This window comes from uncultured Roseovarius sp. (assembly GCF_947489715.1).
GTDB lineage: Bacteria > Pseudomonadota > Alphaproteobacteria > Rhodobacterales > Rhodobacteraceae > Roseovarius.
The window spans coordinates 31601-50141 of sequence record NZ_CANLER010000007.1 but is presented as its reverse complement, the minus strand read 5'-3'; the positions used below and the strand labels follow the sequence as shown (position 1 = coordinate 50141).

The 18541-nt window shown below is 61.2% G+C and carries 14 protein-coding genes; 8 read left to right on the top strand and 6 right to left on the bottom strand.

Going from position 1 to position 18541, the window contains the following annotated elements; translation table 11 throughout:
- Nucleotides 1-17: 17 nt before the first annotated feature.
- Nucleotides 18-3473: a chromosome segregation protein SMC gene (smc, locus tag Q1B27_RS16740; RefSeq protein WP_299849028.1), complete on the bottom strand. Its 3456-nt coding sequence runs from the start codon at nucleotides 3471-3473 to the stop codon at nucleotides 18-20.
- 254 nt (nucleotides 3474-3727) lie between these two features.
- Here smc and Q1B27_RS16735 point away from each other — a divergent pair, with 254 nt between their 5' ends.
- The 3 genes from Q1B27_RS16735 to Q1B27_RS16725 all read left to right on the top strand — a co-directional run bounded on the left by Q1B27_RS16735 (nucleotide 3728) and on the right by Q1B27_RS16725 (nucleotide 5152).
- Nucleotides 3728-4207, top strand: a complete 480-nt coding sequence (locus Q1B27_RS16735) for a hypothetical protein (protein WP_299849026.1) — start codon at nucleotides 3728-3730, stop codon at nucleotides 4205-4207.
- A gap of 24 nt (nucleotides 4208-4231) precedes the next feature.
- Entirely contained in the window at nucleotides 4232-4684 is a 453-nt protein-coding gene (locus Q1B27_RS16730; protein WP_299849024.1) for a GNAT family N-acetyltransferase, read from the top strand.
- Between the two features lie 99 nt (nucleotides 4685-4783).
- Nucleotides 4784-5152, top strand: coding sequence for a GFA family protein (locus Q1B27_RS16725; RefSeq protein WP_299849021.1), 369 nt, complete (start codon nucleotides 4784-4786; stop codon nucleotides 5150-5152).
- Here Q1B27_RS16725 and Q1B27_RS16720 read toward each other — a convergent pair.
- The gene (locus Q1B27_RS16720) at nucleotides 5149-5508 is read right to left on the bottom strand and encodes a hypothetical protein (RefSeq protein ID WP_299849019.1); all 360 of its coding nucleotides are present in this window, start codon (nucleotides 5506-5508) and stop codon (nucleotides 5149-5151) included. The genes Q1B27_RS16725 and Q1B27_RS16720 overlap by 4 nt on opposite strands.
- A 182-nt stretch (nucleotides 5509-5690) precedes the next feature.
- On the opposite strand from Q1B27_RS16720, the gene Q1B27_RS16715 reads away from it, so the two are divergent.
- Entirely contained in the window at nucleotides 5691-6038 is a 348-nt protein-coding gene (locus tag Q1B27_RS16715; protein WP_299849016.1) for a Lin0512 family protein, read from the top strand.
- The gene (locus Q1B27_RS16710; RefSeq protein ID WP_299849014.1) at nucleotides 6035-6397 is read left to right on the top strand and encodes a Lin0512 family protein; all 363 of its coding nucleotides are present in this window, start codon (nucleotides 6035-6037) and stop codon (nucleotides 6395-6397) included. Before Q1B27_RS16715 ends, Q1B27_RS16710 begins: the two co-directional genes overlap by 4 nt.
- 114 nt (nucleotides 6398-6511) lie before the next feature.
- Here the strand turns inward: Q1B27_RS16710 and Q1B27_RS16705 are convergent, their stop codons facing one another.
- From Q1B27_RS16705 to Q1B27_RS16695, 3 genes are all read right to left on the bottom strand, one after another.
- Nucleotides 6512-7039, bottom strand: coding sequence for a DUF2478 domain-containing protein (locus Q1B27_RS16705; RefSeq protein WP_299849012.1), 528 nt, complete (start codon nucleotides 7037-7039; stop codon nucleotides 6512-6514).
- Nucleotides 7036-8313 carry a gephyrin-like molybdotransferase Glp gene (gene glp, locus Q1B27_RS16700; RefSeq protein ID WP_299849010.1) on the bottom strand — a complete coding sequence of 426 codons (1278 nt, stop codon included), beginning with the start codon at nucleotides 8311-8313 and terminating at the stop codon, nucleotides 7036-7038. The genes Q1B27_RS16705 and glp overlap by 4 nt, the downstream gene beginning before the upstream one ends.
- Nucleotides 8314-8392: 79 nt before the next feature.
- Nucleotides 8393-11065: a molybdopterin-dependent oxidoreductase gene (locus tag Q1B27_RS16695; protein WP_299849008.1), complete on the bottom strand. Its 2673-nt coding sequence runs from the start codon at nucleotides 11063-11065 to the stop codon at nucleotides 8393-8395.
- Between the two features lie 116 nt (nucleotides 11066-11181).
- Here Q1B27_RS16695 and Q1B27_RS16690 point away from each other — a divergent pair, with 116 nt between their 5' ends.
- Nucleotides 11182-11886, top strand: coding sequence for a response regulator (locus Q1B27_RS16690; RefSeq protein WP_299849006.1), 705 nt, complete (start codon nucleotides 11182-11184; stop codon nucleotides 11884-11886).
- Here the strand turns inward: Q1B27_RS16690 and Q1B27_RS16685 are convergent.
- Nucleotides 11859-14573: an ATP-binding protein gene (locus tag Q1B27_RS16685; RefSeq protein ID WP_299849004.1), complete on the bottom strand. Its 2715-nt coding sequence runs from the start codon at nucleotides 14571-14573 to the stop codon at nucleotides 11859-11861. The two genes, Q1B27_RS16690 and Q1B27_RS16685, sit on opposite strands and share 28 nt — an antisense overlap.
- Between Q1B27_RS16685 and torT the strand changes: the two genes are divergently transcribed.
- Nucleotides 14554-15618, top strand: coding sequence for a TMAO reductase system periplasmic protein TorT (gene torT, locus Q1B27_RS16680; RefSeq protein WP_299849002.1), 1065 nt, complete (start codon nucleotides 14554-14556; stop codon nucleotides 15616-15618). The genes Q1B27_RS16685 and torT overlap by 20 nt on opposite strands.
- Nucleotides 15619-15890: 272 nt before the next feature.
- On the top strand, nucleotides 15891-18527 hold the full coding sequence (locus tag Q1B27_RS16675) for a phosphoenolpyruvate carboxylase (protein WP_299849000.1): 2637 nt from the start codon (nucleotides 15891-15893) through the stop codon (nucleotides 18525-18527).
- The last annotated feature ends 14 nt before the right edge of the window (nucleotides 18528-18541 follow it).

The following is an 18541-nucleotide window of genomic DNA, read 5'->3' as shown; positions in this document are numbered from 1 at the left end:
TTGTACGGCACCCGCGGCTAAGCCACCATCTGTTCGGCCTTTTTCAGGTCGACACTGACCAGCTGGCTTACGCCCTGTTCGGCCATGGTTACACCAAAAAGGCGGTCCATGCGGCTCATGGTGACGGCGTGGTGGGTGATGATCAGGAAGCGTGTTTCTGTCCGGCGGCACATCTCATCCAGCAGGTCACAGAAACGAGTCACGTTAGCATCATCCAACGGCGCGTCGACCTCGTCCAGCACACAGATCGGCGCCGGGTTGGCCAGGAAAACCGCAAAAATCAACGCCAGCGCGGTGAGGGTCTGTTCCCCCCCCGAAAGCAGGCTCAGTGTCGCGAGTTTCTTGCCCGGAGGCTGGCACATGATCTCAAGTCCCGCATCCAACGGGTCATCGCTTTCGACCATCACCAGATTGGCCTCGCCACCGCCGAAAAGATGCTTGAACAGAAGCGAGAAGTTGCTGTTCACCTGCTCGAACGCCGTCAGCAACCGCTCGCGCCCTTCGCGGTTCAGGCTGGCAATGCCGCTGCGCAAGGTCTTGATCGCCTCTTCCAGATCGGTCTTTTCGGCCACCAATGTACCGTGCTCTTCCTCGACCTCGCGGGCATCCTCTTCGGCCCGCAGATTGACCGCACCAAGCGCATCACGCTGGCGTTTCAGCCGGTTCACGTCGGCCTCGATTGTATCCGCCGCAGGCATATTCTCGGGGTCTGCTTCCAGCGTTTCCAGCAGGCGTTCTGGCGTGGTTTCCAGATCCTCAGTAATCCGGCCCGCGGCCTGATCGCGGGTCTCACGCGCCGCCTCGGATCGCGCCTCGGACCGCGCCCGTGCTTCCCGCGCCTCACTGGCGGCACGTTCCGCCTCACGCTCAGCCTCAACCGCCTGTCGCGCCGCACCTTCCCCGGTCGACAGCGCATCCGCCGCCTCGGCCCGGCGCGCCTCGGCCTTGTCGATCTCGGTCCCCAGCTCGGCACGTTTGGCAGCAATCTCATCCGGCGCGGCCATCGCCTGCGTCAATTCCTGTTCCGAGGTTTCCTTGCGCTCGGCCAGCTCTGCGCTGCGTTTTTCGGCGGTCTCCAACCGGTGCCGCCAACCGCTGAGTTCTTTAGTCACCTCCTGCGACCGCTTGGTGCGTGCCTCGCCTTCGCGGCGCAGCTCATCATGGGCCGACCGTTTGGCCATCATCGTCATCCGCGAGGCTTCGACTGTCATCTTGACGTCTTCGACGCCAGCCCGCGCCGCGTCCAGATCACCCAGATCGGCCAGGCCCTTCTCGGCCTCGATCAGTTGTTTGCGCGCGCCCATCGCCTCTTCTTCGTGACGGCTCACGGCCAATCCCAGCGATTCGAGCCGCGACCCGGCCAGATTGCGGTCGGCCTCGGCCTTTGACAGCGCCCGGTTGGCCTCGTTCACCGCCACATCGGCCGCGCGCCGTGCCTGCCGTGCATCGTGATCGGCTTTGGTGACTTCCGTCAGCTTGGCACCTAATGTCTCATGCGCCAGTCGCGCACCATCAGCCCGCGCTGATGCGTGCTCCAACTCCTGCTTCAGCACTTCCAGCCGGTTGAGCTGCTGCAACCGCAGCGCCGCCGCACTGGGCGCGTCTTCGGCCCAGGCACGGAAGCCGTCCCACCGCCACAGATCACCCTGAGCGCTGACCAGCCTCTGACCAGGTTTCAACTCGGCCTGCAAGCGCGGGCCATCCTCGGAATCCACCAGACCGATCTGACCCATCCGGCGCACCAGCACCTCGGGAACCGAGACATAGTTCGACAGCGCGTTGACCCCATCGGGCAGCGGCTGCGCCTGTGAATATCCCGCCAGCGTAACCCAGCCTGATGGACCGTCGCCACTAACCTCGGGGGCGCGCAGATCATCGGCCAGCGCTGCCCCCAATGCCTTTTCATAGCCTTGGTCGACCTTGAGCCGATCCATGATCTGCCCACCCTCGGCGGTGTCGCGCTCGACCAGCTTGGCCAGCGCCGTCACCTCAGCGCGCAGCGCGTTGACCTCGCCCTCGGCTTCGGAGCGTTCGCCGCGCGCCTCGGCCTCTTTCGCCTGCGTGTCGGCACGCGCATCGTCCGCCGCGACCAAAGCGGCCTCGGCAGCTTGCGCCGCAGCCACCGCTTCTTTCTCGGCCACATGCGCCGCATCATGATCTGCCCGCGAGGTCGCCAGAGCCTCTTCCGACGCCGCCACCGCTTCGCGCGCGCGCGCGGCCTCAGCCTCGGATCGCTGCATCGTCTTCTGGCTGTCGCTCAGCAACCGTTGGGCTGACTGGTGCCGTGCCGCTAGACGCGCCACATCCTCGGTCAGTTGGCTCAGGTCGTTCTCACGATCCTGCAGGATGCTGGCTGCATCGCGGGCCTCTTCCGACGCCGCCTCCAGCCGCGCCTCGTGGCCATCGCTGGCCTTGGCAAGCTCTTGCGCCTCCCATTCCAGTCGCTCAATGGTTTCGCCCGCGTCCCGGTTCAACCCGCTTTCGCGCTCGATATCATGAGCCAGCTGCTCGATCCGGTGTTCCAGCGTCGCAATCCGATCTCGCGCACCCGCTTCCTGCTCATTTAGCGTATCGCGCTGCACCTGAAGCCGTTGCAGAATGGCTGCCGCGATCGCCTCCTCCTCGCGCAGCGGTGGCAGGGCCTCATCGGTCTTGATCCGCTCCTGCGCCGCCTCGCGCGCAGCGGTTTCAGCCTGTGACGCCGCAGTCGTGCGTTCGCGCAACTCTGCCTCGGCACGCGCAAAGGCCTCGTCAGCCTCTTTCCAGCGACGATAAAGCAACAAGCCCTCGGCCTGCCGCAACTCCTCGCCAATCGCACGATAGCGCGCCGCCTGCCGGGCCTGCCGTGCCAACTGCGCCAACTGCCCCGCCAATTGCTCGATCACGTCATCGACACGCGTCAGGTTGGTCTCGGCTCCGCGCAGTTTCAGTTCGGCCTCGTGGCGGCGCTGGTAAAGCCCGGAAATGCCGGCAGCCTCTTCCAGAATGCGCCGCCGTGCCTTGGGCTTGGCATTGATCAACTCACTGATCTGCCCCTGCCGCACCAGCGCCGGGCTGTGCGCCCCGGTCGAGGCATCGGCAAACAGCATCTGCACATCGCGCGCCCGCACATCCTTGCCATTGACCTTGTAGGCGCTGCCCACATCGCGGGTGATCCGGCGCACGATCTCGATCTGATCTGCCTCGTTGAATCCCGCAGGCGCCAGCCGATCGGCATTGTCGATATGGATGCTGACCTCGGCGAAATTGCGCGCTGGTCGTGTCGCAGCTCCGGCAAAGATCACATCCTCCATGCCGCCACCGCGCATCGCGGTCGGACGGTTTTCACCCATCACCCAACGCAACGCCTCAAGCAGATTAGACTTGCCACAACCGTTTGGCCCGACCACCCCGGTCAGCCCGTCATGGATGATCAGGTCGGTCGGATCGACAAAACTCTTGAAGCCCGTCAGTCTGAGTTTGGAAAATTGCAAAGGCACGCCTTGGACAGATGATTCCGGTTGGACCCAAATGTGCGGGGCCAGAAAGCCATCTGTCAACGACAAACCCACGATATGGCAGGATATGGCAAGTTATCCACAAGATATTGCGCCAATGATGAACGGCAGAAGGTGATATCTGGACCGCAATACATCGGATTGGCCCTCATCTGCTTCCTTGCTATGGTCCCGGTCAAAACAGCCGACTGACCGCGAATTGACTCTCTATCATCGGATGACGCACGCCCATGTCCCGACCTCTCGCCCTTCTTGCCATTGGCCTCTTGCTTGGAACCGGTCTGGGGTTCCTGCTGGCCGCCAGCACGCAGATGGATTTGCCTCCGCCCCAGGATAGTGTGCATGACCACACGGCCCATGACCACCAAGGCCCAAGCCATGACACGATCACCGAAACCACCAGCCCGCATCCGACGCTCACCCTGACACTGCATCCTGATGGCGCGCAAAGCCGCAATCTGCATATCGGCACGACAGATTTTGCCTTCGCGCCCGACGCGGTCAACGGCCCGCACGTCCCCGGTCAGGGACACGCCCATGTCTATGTGAATGACATCAAGATCGCCCGCGCCTATGGCCCCTGGATACAACTGGCCGCCTTGCCCAAAGGCACGCATGTCATCCGCGTAACGCTCAACGCCAATGACCATTCAGCTCTGGCGACAGACGGCACGCCCATCGAAGCCATCGCCCGGATCACGATCGACTAACCGCCGACACAGAAAGACCCGCGAATGCTGCTCATCGAACCTGCCGATCCTCGCGCCCCAGGCCCCCGGGCCCTGTTAACCTCAAGCCACGCGCTAATGCTGGATCTCTATCCGCCCGAGGAGAATTATGCGCTTGAAATCGACGCTCTCTGTGCCCCCGACATCCACTTCTTCGCCGCCCGTGAGGGTGAGACGACACTTGGCACCGGTGCCCTTGCCATCCGCGAGGGCTATGGCGAGGTCAAATCCATGTTCACCGCACCCGAGGCACGCGGTAAAGGGGTGGCCGCCGCCCTGCTACGCCAACTCGAAGATCAGGCGCGCGCGCTGAATCTGACCGCGCTAAAACTGGAAACCGGTGAGGAACTGGCGGGCGCCGTTCGCCTCTACGAACGCCACGGATTTCAGCGCTGCGAGGCTTTTGGCGCGTACCGACCCAACAAATACAGTATCTTCATGGAAAAGCACCTCGGCTGACCGAGACCGACAAAACGCCCCTTGGTGGAACGGGGCGCGCGGGTGGGCGTTCCGCCAAGGGGCGCGGAAAATCCTCGAACCGAACCAGAAGGGAATCGAATGACCATCAACGGACACTGCCTATGCAAAACCATCAGGTTCGAACTATCCGGCCCCCATAACTGGGTTGGTCACTGCCACTGCGACAGCTGCCGCCGGGGCGCCGGGGCACCCGTCGTTACCTTTATCGGCCATCCCAACGGCCAGTGGCACTGGACCGGCGCGACACCTACTGTTTTCACCTCTACCCCGGGAAATTACCGACATTTCTGCCCCACCTGCGGCAGTTCCGTGGCCTATTCTTCAGACCGATATCCTGAAGAGATGCACTTTCACGCGGCCTTGCTTGAGCATCCCGAAGTGCTGAAACCATCCCAGGATCACCACGAAGACGAGCGACTTCCCTGGCAACTGGACGCGAAACTCTAAACCGGCTCGCAGGTCAGATCGGCAAACCGGTCATAGACCCAGTCCAGCCAGCATTCATATTCGATGGACGGCGGCAGGGGCTGCAACGGCTGACCGCAATCCAGCCAGGCCAGCATCACCGCCGCGTCGCCATCCAACCGGCGCACACGGCAACCGCTGACCTTCTCAATTGCATAAACCCCACGCGGTCCAACCGCTGCCAGACGCGGGGCATTCTCGGCGTTCAGCCGGATCGCCTGCGCACGAACACCGCGCACGCGTACATCAAAAACGCTCTGGTCAATCTTGATCCGTGTCGCGGCAACATCACGAAAATCCGGTCCCGGTGTGTTGCAGGCCGCCAGTGCCAACAGCATGAATGCTACCATCTTCCGCATAACGGCCAGAGTGACGCCATCATGGTTAAGAAACTCTTAGCCGCTTTATGGACGCTTCGGTTTTACCCTTGCACCCACCTCTGTCCCCGCTCAAAAGTCATCGCATCAGCCAAGGAGGCCACGATGGGCATCGCAATCACAGAAACCCGGAGGGCATCCTGATGCCAAAACACCGCGTTCTCACTGAATTCGGCATGGGCAGCAGCCTGCGCCGCCAGGACTATACCGAGGCCGCCCGGCGCGCGCTCAAGGATGCGCTCTGGCATAACTCCATCAACATGGCCGAGCTTTTCGGTTTTGACAAAGAGGCTATGCTGATCGACGTTGAAATCGCAGTGCAGGAGCCTGATCGTGTCGACACCAGCGCATTGGCAGAAGTCTTTCCCTATGGCCAGGTCAGTGTCACCACTACCCTTGGCGGGCTTGATATCCCGCGCCCGGATGGCAACCCCACGGTGATCGCAAATGCCGCGATCTCGGTCAGCTTTGAAATGGAGGCCCGGGCATGAGCGATCAACGTTTCATCATCGAAATGGGCATGGGTAACGATCTGCATGGGATGGATTACCAGAAAGCCGCCAGGCGCGCGATCGAAGACGCCTTTCGCCATTCCACCCTGCCGATATTTCAGGCCACCGGGCTCGACCATTCTGAGATGCGCGTGCAGGTCACCGTCGGTGTACAGGATCCTGGCCAGATCGACACCACCGCCCTTGCCGGCACCCTCCCCCGAGGACGCGCCAGTGTCACGACGGTCAAGGGTGGCCAGAACGTGACCAACCCCGAGACCGGCGAAACACTTGTCATCGCAACCGCCGCGGTCGAGGCCTTCCTGCCGTATCAGGGGGACAAATGGCAGCTTGGATGAGCCTGCCGGTAATCTGTTTTAGGCAGTCGCTTTCCCAATCGCGCTAAGTTCATTTTGACCATCTGAAGTATGGTCAGGTTCGATTCATTCAAAGGGCCACAGCGATCAAAACCGTCAAGCGGCATGTTGTGCCTTCTGCGCCTTCATGCACCATGCCAGCACGGTGTCGCGATCCATCGGAAGATTGCATGCGATCCCTGCACCAAATTCAGCCCACGCCTCCGCATAGGTCGGTCGAACAGCGGTCAGCACCGGGACACTCAGAGCCACGGCCTTGCCAATCAAGTCGCGAAACCCTCGGCCTTCGCTTTCGCCCCGACCGAAACGGTTCAGGATCAGCAGATCGGTCCCCTGTGTCAGTTCGTTTTCCAGGAAAGACGCGCACTCCGCCAACGCCCCAGGATCAAGACGACAGCCGCGCGAACCGTTGCCCAGCGATTGCGAGATGCGGAAAACCCGCGATGATCCGATTGTTGCAAGGTCCATATCCGCGCAGTGGCAATCACCGTCTGCTACGCCACGACTTTGCAGCGCACCACAGACTGACCAACCCGATCCGCTCAGACAGGTGGCAATATCGGCCAGAAATCCGTCGATATCGCCAGTTTCGAAACAAATGGCGGCAAGTGGCGTCGGTTTCATCTCATTTCTCCTGATCGGCAGAATGGGTGCCAGTGCAAGCCATCCCCATACCGCACCCGTTCAATATCGGCGGGCACAATTGCCAGACCATCCGCCTCGGCAAGTGGCAGCAACGTTGCCGAAACACCGCGTCCAAGCCGTTCCAATACAGGCACGCCCGCCTGGTTATAGGTTGCAAGGCGCGCCGGGAAGATTTCGGCGCGGCCCGGTTTGCGCACCCAATCGAACCCGGCCCGGGCCGGAACATTGGCAAAAGGGGCCGGCTTCATGCCCATGAGGCGCGAAATCTGGGGCGCAACAAACAGCTGGAAATTAACATAAACAGCCAGCGGATTGCCCGGCAGCCCGGTACAGGCGGTGCGACCCAAAGTACCAAACAATACCGGTTTGCCCGGTTTCATGGCCACACGCCAGCCCGCGACATGGCCTCCGGCAGCGACAAGCGCATCGCGGATGTGATCCTTGCCACCCATCGACACCGCACCCGAGGTCAGGATCAGGTCGAACCGGTCGCCGATCCCCTCAAAAGCGACCTTGGTAGCCTCCAGATCGTCCGGCAGGATACCAAGGTCGGTTACATCGGCACCGGCCTGATGCGCCAGCGCCAGCAACATGGGGCGGTTGGCGTCCGGTATCTTGCCCGGGGTCTTTACGTCCGGGCCAAGTTCATCTCCTGTCGAGAAAACAGCCACTCTTGGACGACGCACCGCTCCGATTCGGTCAATCCCGTTGGCCGCCAACAGGCCGATATGGCGTGGCCCAAGCCGGGTCTGTGACGGGATCAACATCTGACCTTGCGCCTGATCGCTGCCCTTCCTGCGAATGTTATCACCGGGTACCGGGCGGTGTGTGAAGCATACTTTTCCTTCTGCTTCATGGCACCGCTCAACCATCGCAACGGCATCCGCGCCCTTGGGTAGGGGGGCACCGGTATAGATGCGCATTGCAGCGCCTTCCGGAAGTGTACCGGGCCGCTCACCGGCCGAAACAGTGCCCGCGATCGGCAAGCTTTCGCGCCCATCCAGATCGGCACAGCAAAGGGCAAACCCATCCATCGCCGAATTATCGAAAAGAGGCAGGGCATTGATGGCAAAAACAGCCCGCTGCGTAACTCTGCCGCACGCATCACCAATAGAAACCGACTGTGTTTCCGCGATTGGGGAAATCTGGGACAACGCCCGCGCCATGGCGTCGGAAACACTCATTATCTCGCCCGAGGGGACGGGCGGAACGCTGTCACACCCGCAAACATCGGACATTAATGTACTGTCCATCTGACTTTCCATCGCTGTTTTTCAGGAGAGTGGGGATGGGCGGCCGAAATCTCCGGCCGCCTGATTTTTGACGATCGGATCAATTCACCGCATCAGCGGCGTTTTCCATCAGGTAATCCATCACAAGCGCTGCTTCTTCCTCATCCAGACCCGCACGCGGGAACATCGACGGGGTGATACCCTTCCACTGTTGCCGCGTGAAGTGGGACACCTCGCGCGGGCCGTGACACACGGTGCAACGCTCGAAGAAGATTTTTTCACCGGGGCCCATGTCGGCATAGAGCGCTTCCGTAAGTTCTTCCAGCCGTTCAAGCCCCAGTTTTTCGTCATCAATCGCGGCAATTTCCATGTCCTCGATGATCGGAGGTTTCTCATAGGCCTGGTTTGGCCCCTCGGGATCCTCACATTTGCGCATCGAACACAAAACCGTGTTGGCCGTGTTCGCCTCGGACAGACCCGAGGCACGCTGCGTCGAAGTCAGGAAGTTGACCAGACCCGAGTTGCAGCGCCCCTTGCTGTCAAGCTGTGGCCACGCCCCTTCGTAGACCGAAACCACGCCTGGCATGATGCCCTCGCTGACCACCGCCCCGACGATGACAGTGCCACGGTCATTGTAAAGCTCGATCAGATCGCCATCCTCGATGCCACGTGCAGCGGCGTCTTCGGCGTTGATCCGTGCTGGCTCGCGGCCCTGTACCTTGTAAAGCTCACGCAGGTTTTCCGATTGGTCCATCTGGCTGTGCAGGCGGAACCACGGGTGTGGTGAGACGACATGCAGCTGACCTTCCTTGGCATTGCCAAGATATTCGTGCTTTTCCATCCACATGGGCATGCCGGGACAATCCTCAATGTCCATTTTTGCGATATCTTCGCAGAACATTTCGATCTTGCCCGACGCCGTGTGCAGCGGGTTGGCCACGGGATCAGCGTAGAATTCGCCATGCCGGGTCCATTGACGGGCCTCTTCGGGCACCTCCATCCGGGCATAGCCTTTTTCCCAGAACTCCTCGAACGGCGTCGTCTTGGCAGCGGTCGACCGTTCATAGGCCATCTTGATATGGTACATCTTGTCTTCGCTGTCTGTGAACTGCGCCCACAAACCCAGCTTGTCGGCCAGACCTTCGAAGATTTCGAAGTCGGGCAGGCTGTCACCAACCGGCTCGATTATCTTCTTCATCGCGTAGACGCGGTCGTTGGAATAGGTCCCACCCGACGTGATGTCGTCCTGTTCCAGCGTTGACGCCGCGGGCATCACGATATCGGCCCAGCGTGTCGCCGCTGTCCACCAGACGTCGACACTGACGATGGTTTCGACCTTCTCCAGCGCTCGGATCAGACGGTTGGTATCCTGCTGGTGCGACATGAAGTTATTACCGGCGTTGAAGATCACCTTGATGTCCGGGTAGGTGTGAATGTTGCCGTTGTAGAAAACCTCCATGCCAGGGTTTTCCAGCGCCTCTGTAATCCGGCCCGCGGGAACCACACCCTTGACCCAGTTGCGGCCCTGGCTGAGCCCGGAAGGGGTGGCCTTACCCGACTGGGGCATGCCGCCGTTGCCATAGTGCCAGCTAAAGCCGACACCGCAGCCCGCTTTGCCGATCTTGCCGGTCAGCGCCGCAAAGTTGACAATGGCCCAGTGGGTCATCTCACCATGCTGGGCGCGTTGCAGTGACCAGGCACCGGCAATCTCGGTATTGGAATTTGCGAAAAGTTCGGCCAGTTCGACGATCTTGGATTCTTCGATGCCCGTGATCGACGCAGCCCAGGCCGGGGTTTTCGGCGTCTCGTCAGTTTCGCCTTTGACATAGGCGATCCATTTGTCGCTACCAACGGTGTATTTATCCATATAGGCACGGTCTTCGAGCCCGTTTTCAAGCACGTGATAAGCCATGCCCAAAAACAGGGCGACATCGGTATTGGGCACGATATGGACCCATTCGGCATTCAGATATTCATCCGAGGCGGTCCGCTGCGGGTTGATAGACACGAACTTGACCCCGGCATCGCGGATTTGTTCCCAATGGGCATACATGCCATGATCGGCCACGCGGTATTCGATCCGGTTGTTCTTGATCGGGTCGCACCCGACCAGCACGAAAACCTCGGTATTGTCGCGGACGGTTTCCCAGGCGGATTGCGCTGAATAGACTTCCATATCGCCGATGATGTGGGGCAGCGAAATCTGGCTGGCACCCGCCGACCAGTCGCCCTGGGTGTTGGTACACCCGCCCATCAGGTTCAGCAAACGGCCCTGCAATACATTCGGACGGAACGTTCCCGCATTCGACCAACCGCCATAGGACGAGCTGAAGATCGCCTCGTTGCCGTGATTGGTGGCGGTATCCAAAAGCGCCTTGGCTGTCAGGCTCCAGGCAGTGTCCCAATCCACGCGCACATATTCCTCCTTACCGCGCAGCTCGGGTTTCACATCACCGCTTTCCCACCCTTCAAGGTAGGATTTGCGCACCATCGGATAGTTGATCCGGCTCTTGTCATAGGTGCGGTCCATCACGCCATAGCTCAGCATCTCGGTCGGACGCGCATCAAGCTCCATGATCTTGTTGATGCCGACCAGCTTGCCGTCGCGCACGATACCCTCGAACGGGCCGAAATGGGTCGCGTGGAACGTGCGCCCCGAGAACGAGTTCGGGTCGATGGCGGCAAGCGCGGTCGAGCCCATCAAGGCGGTCGCGCCGAATGTGGCAGCGCCCCCTTGCAGGAACGCGCGGCGGGTTGGTTGGGTAAATGACATTTAATCCTCCTCTGGCGAAATAGCTGGCCGGACGCTAGATTGAGAGGGGTCGGCGGGCCTTGACCCGCCTCAATTGTGCTTGTTCGAAGATGTAAAGAAATGTAAAATTGCGGGGCATGGCACAGCATATCCTCATCGTCGAAGACGACCGCACCACCCGAATGCGGCTGGCGGCCTATCTGCGCGAACAAGGCCACCGCGTCAGCGAGGCCGAAGACGCACATGAAATGGAAAGCATCATCAGCATGGACCCGCCCGAACTGTTGCTGGTCGACATAAATCTCGACGGTAAAGACGGGCTGACGATCACCCGCGAACAGCGGGCAGCATCGCGGGTCGGGATTATTCTGCTGACCGCACGCGACGATCAGGTGGACAAGATTGTCGGGCTGGAAATGGGTGCCGATGATTACGTGACCAAGCCCTTTGACAAGCGCGAACTGGCCGCTCGGGTCAAGAACCTGCTGGCCCGTATCGCCGATATCGGTCAGGCACCCGAAGGGCCACCACCGGTTGAGAATTTCGGCCCGTGGTGCTTTGACCGCATTCGCCGCAGGCTGGTGTCAACGGCCCGAACCGAAGCGCTGACAAAGCAGGAATTCGACGTCATGACCGCGCTCACGGATCATCCCGGCCAGACCCTCAGCCGCTCCCGGCTATCCGAGATGATCGGTCGCGGGTCGATCCGCGCCAGCGATCGGATGATCGACGTGGTGGTCGGACGGCTGCGCAAGAAGCTCGAAAATGACCCGACAAACCCTGAATGGATCCTGACGGAGCACGGTCGCGGCTATCATTTCGTCGATCCCGCTTCAGTCTGAAGCCCTATTTCTGCCACCGCCGCTTCAAGTGTCGCCGCCGCGGCCCGGACGCTTTCGCTGAGTTGTTCCAGCAAGGGCCTGCTTGCCGCACCATCCTGCGCCTCGACCTCTGCCAGCACTGCGCATAGGGCATCCAACTGGAAATTCAACGCCGCTCCCTTCAACTTATGCGCCGCCTTGCGCTGCCCGCTGGCAGGCCCGGTTCGGATGGCCTCCGTCGAGGCAGAAAGGTCGTGCAGGAATTCCTGCACGATCAACCCGGTCGTTTCCGCCCCAAGGTCCGCGACATCTTCGCGTAAACTCTCCAGCACCGCTGCCTGATCGCATGATACCTGCGTGCTGGCGGGCAGCGTCAGAATGTTGGCCAGCGCCCGGGGTGAGATCGGTTTGGTCAGCACCCGCGCAACCCCCAGCCGGGCGCGGTTCTCAGGCGTGTCCTCGATCAAATGCGCCGTCAGGGCGACCAGCCGGGGCACACCTGAAATGGTGTCGATCCGCGCGGCCACATCCTCGCCCCGCATGTCCGGCAGATCAAGATCGATCAGGATAAGGTCAAAATCCTGCGCCTTTGCCGCCTTCACCCCGCCAGCTCCCGTCTTGGCCTCGTCCACCCGGCACCCCATCCGCTCCAGATACCCGCGCGCCACCATGCGGTTCACCGCATGGTCGTCGATCACCAGAACATCGCGATCCAGACCCATCCGGGGCAGCTCTGCATCCTCTTGTGCCACCTGCTCGGGATCGCCAGGCAACAGCGGCACGGTCAGTGTGAAGCGGCTGCCAATTCCCGGCTCGCTCTCGACATTCAGGGCACCCCCCAACGCCTCGGTCAGGTTGCGTGAAATGGCCAGCCCCAGCCCCAGCCCCTCGATACCGGCCCGCTTTACCGCATCCGCGCGCATATAGGCATCAAAGGCGTGGGCAATCGCCTCACGTGTCATGCCCAGGCCGGTATCGGTGACGGCGAAGCTGATCACCGGCTGCCCCGTCTTATCCTCAACGGCAGTGTCGACGGATAGCGTCACCATGCCTTGCTTGGTGTATTTCACCGCATTGGAAATCAGGTTGCCCACCACCTGCCGGATCTTGACGACATCCCCGAACAGCACCGGCGGCGCCGGTTCAGCCAGATCAATCACGGCCTCAAGCCCTTTCGCCGCCGCCAGCGATTGCAATTGGGTTCCCATCTGGCCCACCAGTTCGCGTAGCTGAAAATGTACCGGATTACCGCGATTGGCACGATCTTCGCTGCCCGCGTAATCAAGGATGTCATTGGTGATTTCCAACAGTTCCTTGGCGGAACGATGCGCGGTTTGGACCCGTGCACGACGGGTCTCATCCGTCACTTCGGCCTCCAGCAAACCCAGCATCCCGATGATCCCGTTAAGCGGCGTGCGAATCTCATGGCTCATCCGGGCCAGGAACTCGGTCTTGCTACGGCTGGCCGCCTCGGCCTCGGCGCGCGCGGTGTCCGACGCTTTCATCTCGGCCACGACATCGCCGGTGCGCGCGATCACCGCCTCTTCCAGATGTTCGCGCAGGCGCGCAGCCTCAACCGCACGGTGACGCAGAATGTTCAGGGCCTTCTCCATGCGGCCAATCTCGTCATGGCCACTGATCGGCACAGGGTCGCCATAATCGCCCCGTGCGACCGTGATTATCCGGCGTGAAAGGTAACCCAGGCGCGCGACCAGCTGCCGCCGGGCGTAAAGCCACAGAACAGACCCGATGATCACCGCAACCGCAACCAAAACCAAAAGTCCGCTGGTCATCATTGCTGACCGCCGCTCAGCGGCTGCGATCTGTGCCAGACCGGCGACCTGCACCGCGTCCCGCGCCAGTCGGGCCTTGTCCGACAAATCCGAGATGATCTGCCGAAGCCTTTCACTATCGGATGCGATTGCCGCCTGAAGGACGATCCTGTCGCGCTGAAGATCCATCAGCCCGCCCGGCGCAATGGCATACCGCTGCCGCTGCAACAGCGTCTGCGCCTCAACCCGTGCGGCATATGTCGGCAGATAGCCAAGGCGACGTGCGGCCAGCGCAAGGCGGTCCGATTGCTCGGCGCGCGCGCCCTCGATCTCGGCAGAGGCAGACATTGCGGGCACTTGCTGCATTTGCAGCTGTATGGCATCCGCCATGCGCGTCAGCTCGCTCAGCCGTTCAAAGGCAAAGAAGTGCCGGTCCGCAAGCTCATCAAGCGCGGGGCGGGCATCTACATCGGGGTCTGAATAGATACCGACAATCCCCGCCGTGATCCGCAGCCGGGCAAGATCGGTTTCCGCCTCGATCAGCGCGTCAATACGCGCGCCATGCCGCGCCACCTCGGCCGTTTCATCCCGGACACGCTGCGCCAGACGCAGCAGCTCGTGGCCATTCGCCGTCATCCGCGCGACGATCTCACCCGCCCTCGATCCGGGCGCCAAGGGCAAAGGCGCCGGGCGCATGTCCTCCAATGTCCGCACGCCGTTCTCGATGGTTTGCACAGCCAGACCAAGGGCATCCGCAATCCGGTCCAGGTCCTCGCTGGTATCGGCTTGCACGAACGCCGTGGCAAGCGTGCCGACCACCTCGGCCGACGCACCGACCCGGCTGGCCAGCTGCATCGCCGGCAAGCTGGTCTGCACAAGGTCGTCATGGGTGCGCACCAGATAGCGGTTGACGGCTATGGCTGCGATACCCACCATGATGGCCAAGGCCCCCATGGCGGAAAGGATTTGGATCAGCCTCGTGTCAAATCTCGTGCGTCGCATATTCAGACATTACGGGGCCGCCCTTGCCGGTTCAATTGCGGTCATCGGGCTATATGTCGCGTCCTGCTCCGATGCCGCCGCCGGCGAAAAACCGCAATTCTGCGTTCTCGTTCCCCATTTCAAGGATGAATACTGGCTAAGTGTCGGATACGGGCTCGAACAAGAGGCCGCACGACAGAACGTGGACCTTCTGTTCTTCGAGGCAGGCGGCTACCGGGCGCGGGCGCGACAGATCGAACAGCTTGATGCCTGCGCCGAACAAGGCGTCGATGCGATCCTGATCGGCGCGGTCACGTCCGATCATCCTGACCTGATGCAGGCCATAGCGCAGGTCGCGCAAAACGTGCCAGTCTTCGGTCTGGTCAACGAATTGCATGCCGATGCGCTCAGCGGGCGCATCGGCGTGGACTGGCGCGAAATGGGATATGCGGTCGGGCACCATCTGGCAGCGCTGCATCCCGCAGGAACACCCCCCAGAACGGCAGTGGCCATCACCGGCCCGGTCGAGGCCGGATGGACCGCCCCGCTAGAAGCCGGGCTGCGCGACGGGCTGGCAGGCAGTGCCGTCACGATTGTCGAGGTTTTGGGTGCCGATACTGGACTTCGACAACAACTGGCACTGGTCGAAACCGCGATGGAGCGTCACCCCGATATCGACTTTCTGATTGGCAGCGCGCCCGCGGTGGAGGCGGCGGTCGGCCTTTTCGTGGCACGGGAAAACACGGACACGCCCGGGCTGCTGTCGACCTATATCAGTCACACGGTCATGCGCGGCCTGATGAACGGCAGTGTCATGGCCGCATCCTTCGACGATCCGATGCGACAGGGGGTGATCGCGGTCCGGCAGGCCGTGACGTCGACCTCTGGACCCGGAACCACGCAGACCATCGGCCCGCCGATCAGGCTCCTCACGCGCGCGGACAGCAACTTCGATCAAATTCGTATTTCACCGGCAGACTATTTTCCCGACATTCGTTAAACGGCGCCCCGTCGGGACAGGCCCCGATCACGACAATCCCGTCCGCCCTTGGTGCGAAATTCGCGCAATGCTGGGTGAAATCGCGGGCCTTTTGTCGCAAAGCTAAAACCGTAACGTCACCTGCGCCATATCCTCGACCCATCAACCACGAATGTGGCGCGGAAATAGAAGACGCAGTTGTCGATGGAGGGAAGAATGCCAGACATTCAGGCGATACGCTGTTGCTTGGTCACATCCGTCATGGGCCGGTGCCTTCACAGGCGGGTTGGCTGATGTCCTCATTCCTACAGAATGCCGCCCGCGATCCCGGAGACACCGCAGAGGCATATGCGGCCGCCCTGCGCGATGAACTGTTCAAACTCTGGTGCAATATCCTGAAGAAGCGCGCGCCGCATGTCGCAGACTGGGCGCAAAATCCGACCGACGCCGCCATTCCGACAGGCCGCGAAGCAACCCCCTTCCTTCAGGCCCTGAACATCTGGTTTCAACTGATGCGGATTGTCGAAGAAAATGCCGCTATCCGTGAACGGCGGCAGATCGAAACGCAAGACGGGGCAGCCGCCGTGCCATGCAGTTTCGCCGGTGCCCTGACACGAGAAGATCTGACCGCGGATCAGTTCCTGGGCATCGCCAAAACGCTTTCAGTAGGACCGACCCTGACGGCACATCCGACCGAGGCCAAACGCGTCACCGTTCTGGAAATTCACCGGCGCATCTATCGAAGCCTGGTCTCGCTTGAAACCCAACGCTGGACCACCCGTGAACGCGCGAAAATCCTGTCGGAAATCGAAGGTGAAATTGACCTTTTATGGATGACCGGTGAATTGCGGCTGGAACGCCCGAGCCTTGAAGATGAAATCGAATGGGGGCTGCAATTCTTTCGCGACGGTATCTTCGACGCCATTCCCCAACTGTTCGAGCAATTCGAACAGGCCGCGACAGACCGGTTCGGCGCGCTTGGCGAAGTGTCACCCTGCATCCGCTTTCACTCCTGGATCGGCGGTGACCGCGACGGCAACCCAAACGTGACCGCCGAAAGCACCACCCACGCGCTGAACCGTGCCCGCGACACCGTGCTTGGCCTCTACAAGGAACACCTGAAATCAGCGGCGGCACGCCTGAGCATCAGCAACCGGATCGCACCACTGGCAAGCGAAGCCCAAAGCGAACTGGAGCGGCTGGCCTCGTTCTCACCCACGCGCGACCGAAACCCCAACGAACTGTTTCGCCAGGCGATCTCGGCGGTCTTACACCAGCTCGAAACCTACCGGCATGTCAATCACTTTACCGCCGATCTGGTGACCATCGAAAACGCGCTCGCCTCGGTACAGGCCAAGGATCTGGCCGATCGGTACATCCGCCCGATACGCTGGTGCGCTTCGGTCTTCGGGTTCAGGATTTTCACGCTCGACATCCGCCAGAATTCGACCGTTACCACCGATACAATCGCCGAAATCTGGCACTTTCAAAACGGCGACGACGTGCCCGAGTATGGCAGCACCGCGTGGTCGCAACGGCTGCGACGGGAATTGTCCGACCCCCAGCTTGCCACGATCGACCCCACCGAGCTTTCTGATCAGGCGGCCGAGTTGATCACGCTCTTGAAGCTGATGCATGCGCGCCGCCACGGGCCGGACCCGGCAGCACTTGGCCCCTTCATCCTGTCGATGACACGCTCCACTGACGATCTTCTCGGGGTATATCTGCTGGCCCGCTACGCCGGTTTCGGGACCGAGACACTGGACCTCAAGGTCGCGCCGCTTTTTGAAACCATCGACGATTTGCGTGCCGCCCCGGATATTCTTCTGGCCCTGCTCGACGTTCCCCTGGCGCGACGCAGCCTGACAAGTGACGGGCCGACGATCGAAATAATGCTGGGATATTCCGACAGCAACAAGGATGGCGGTTTTCTCTGCTCCACATGGGAGCTTGATCAGGCGCAACGCAAGATCACGCGCGCCCTGAAATCGCACGACATCAGCCCGGTGTTTTTCCACGGTCGCGGCGGATCGGTCAGCCGTGGCGGCGCCCCGATGGATCGCGCAATTGCCGCACAACCTGCCAGCACCATCGGAGGCAAAATGCGCCTGACCGAACAGGGCGAGGTGGTATCGGCAAACTATGCAAACCGCGGTACAGCGGCGGCGCACCTGGAGCTTTTGGCCTCAAGCGTTCTAAAGCAGTCGGCAGCGGTCGATGATCCACCCCGCGCGCCAGAATTCAACGACGCGCTCGATGCGCTTTCGGGCCTGTCCCAGACCGCCTATGCCACGCTTCTGCACATGCCCGGCTTCATAGATTATTTTCAGCAGGCCAGCCCGGTCGAGGAACTGGCAAGGCTCAAGATTGGCTCGCGCCCCGCGCGTCGCTTTGGCGCGGCCTCGCTACAGGATCTGCGAGCCATTCCCTGGGTCTTCGCCTGGTCGCAGAACCGGCACCTGATCACCGGCTGGTACGGTTTTGGCACGGCCATCGCGGCCTTCAGAAAGTTTCAGGGACCGCGGGGTGAAGAAACTCTGCTGACCATGTTCGAAAAGACCAAGCTTTTCCGCCTGATCGTGGACGAGGTAGAAAAAACGCTGTTTCAAAGCGACCTCGACATCGCCTCCAGCTACGCGTCGCTGGTCGCGGATGACGACATCAGGGATCGCATTACAGGCGCGATCCGCCGGGAACACGAACTGGCCTGCGACAGCATAAGATTTCTAACCGGCTCGCCGTCAATCGCCGAACGGTTTCCACTCTTGCGGGCCCGGTTTGCGCGGATCCGCCCGGGGCTGGACCGTATCAACACCCTGCAAGTGGAATTGCTGCACGAGGTACGTTCCCGCGATGAACCGGGCCGGGTCTCGATCCCGCTGTTGCAGTCTATGAACTCGATCTCCGCCGGGTTGGGATGGACCGGGTGAGCAGTTAATCGGTC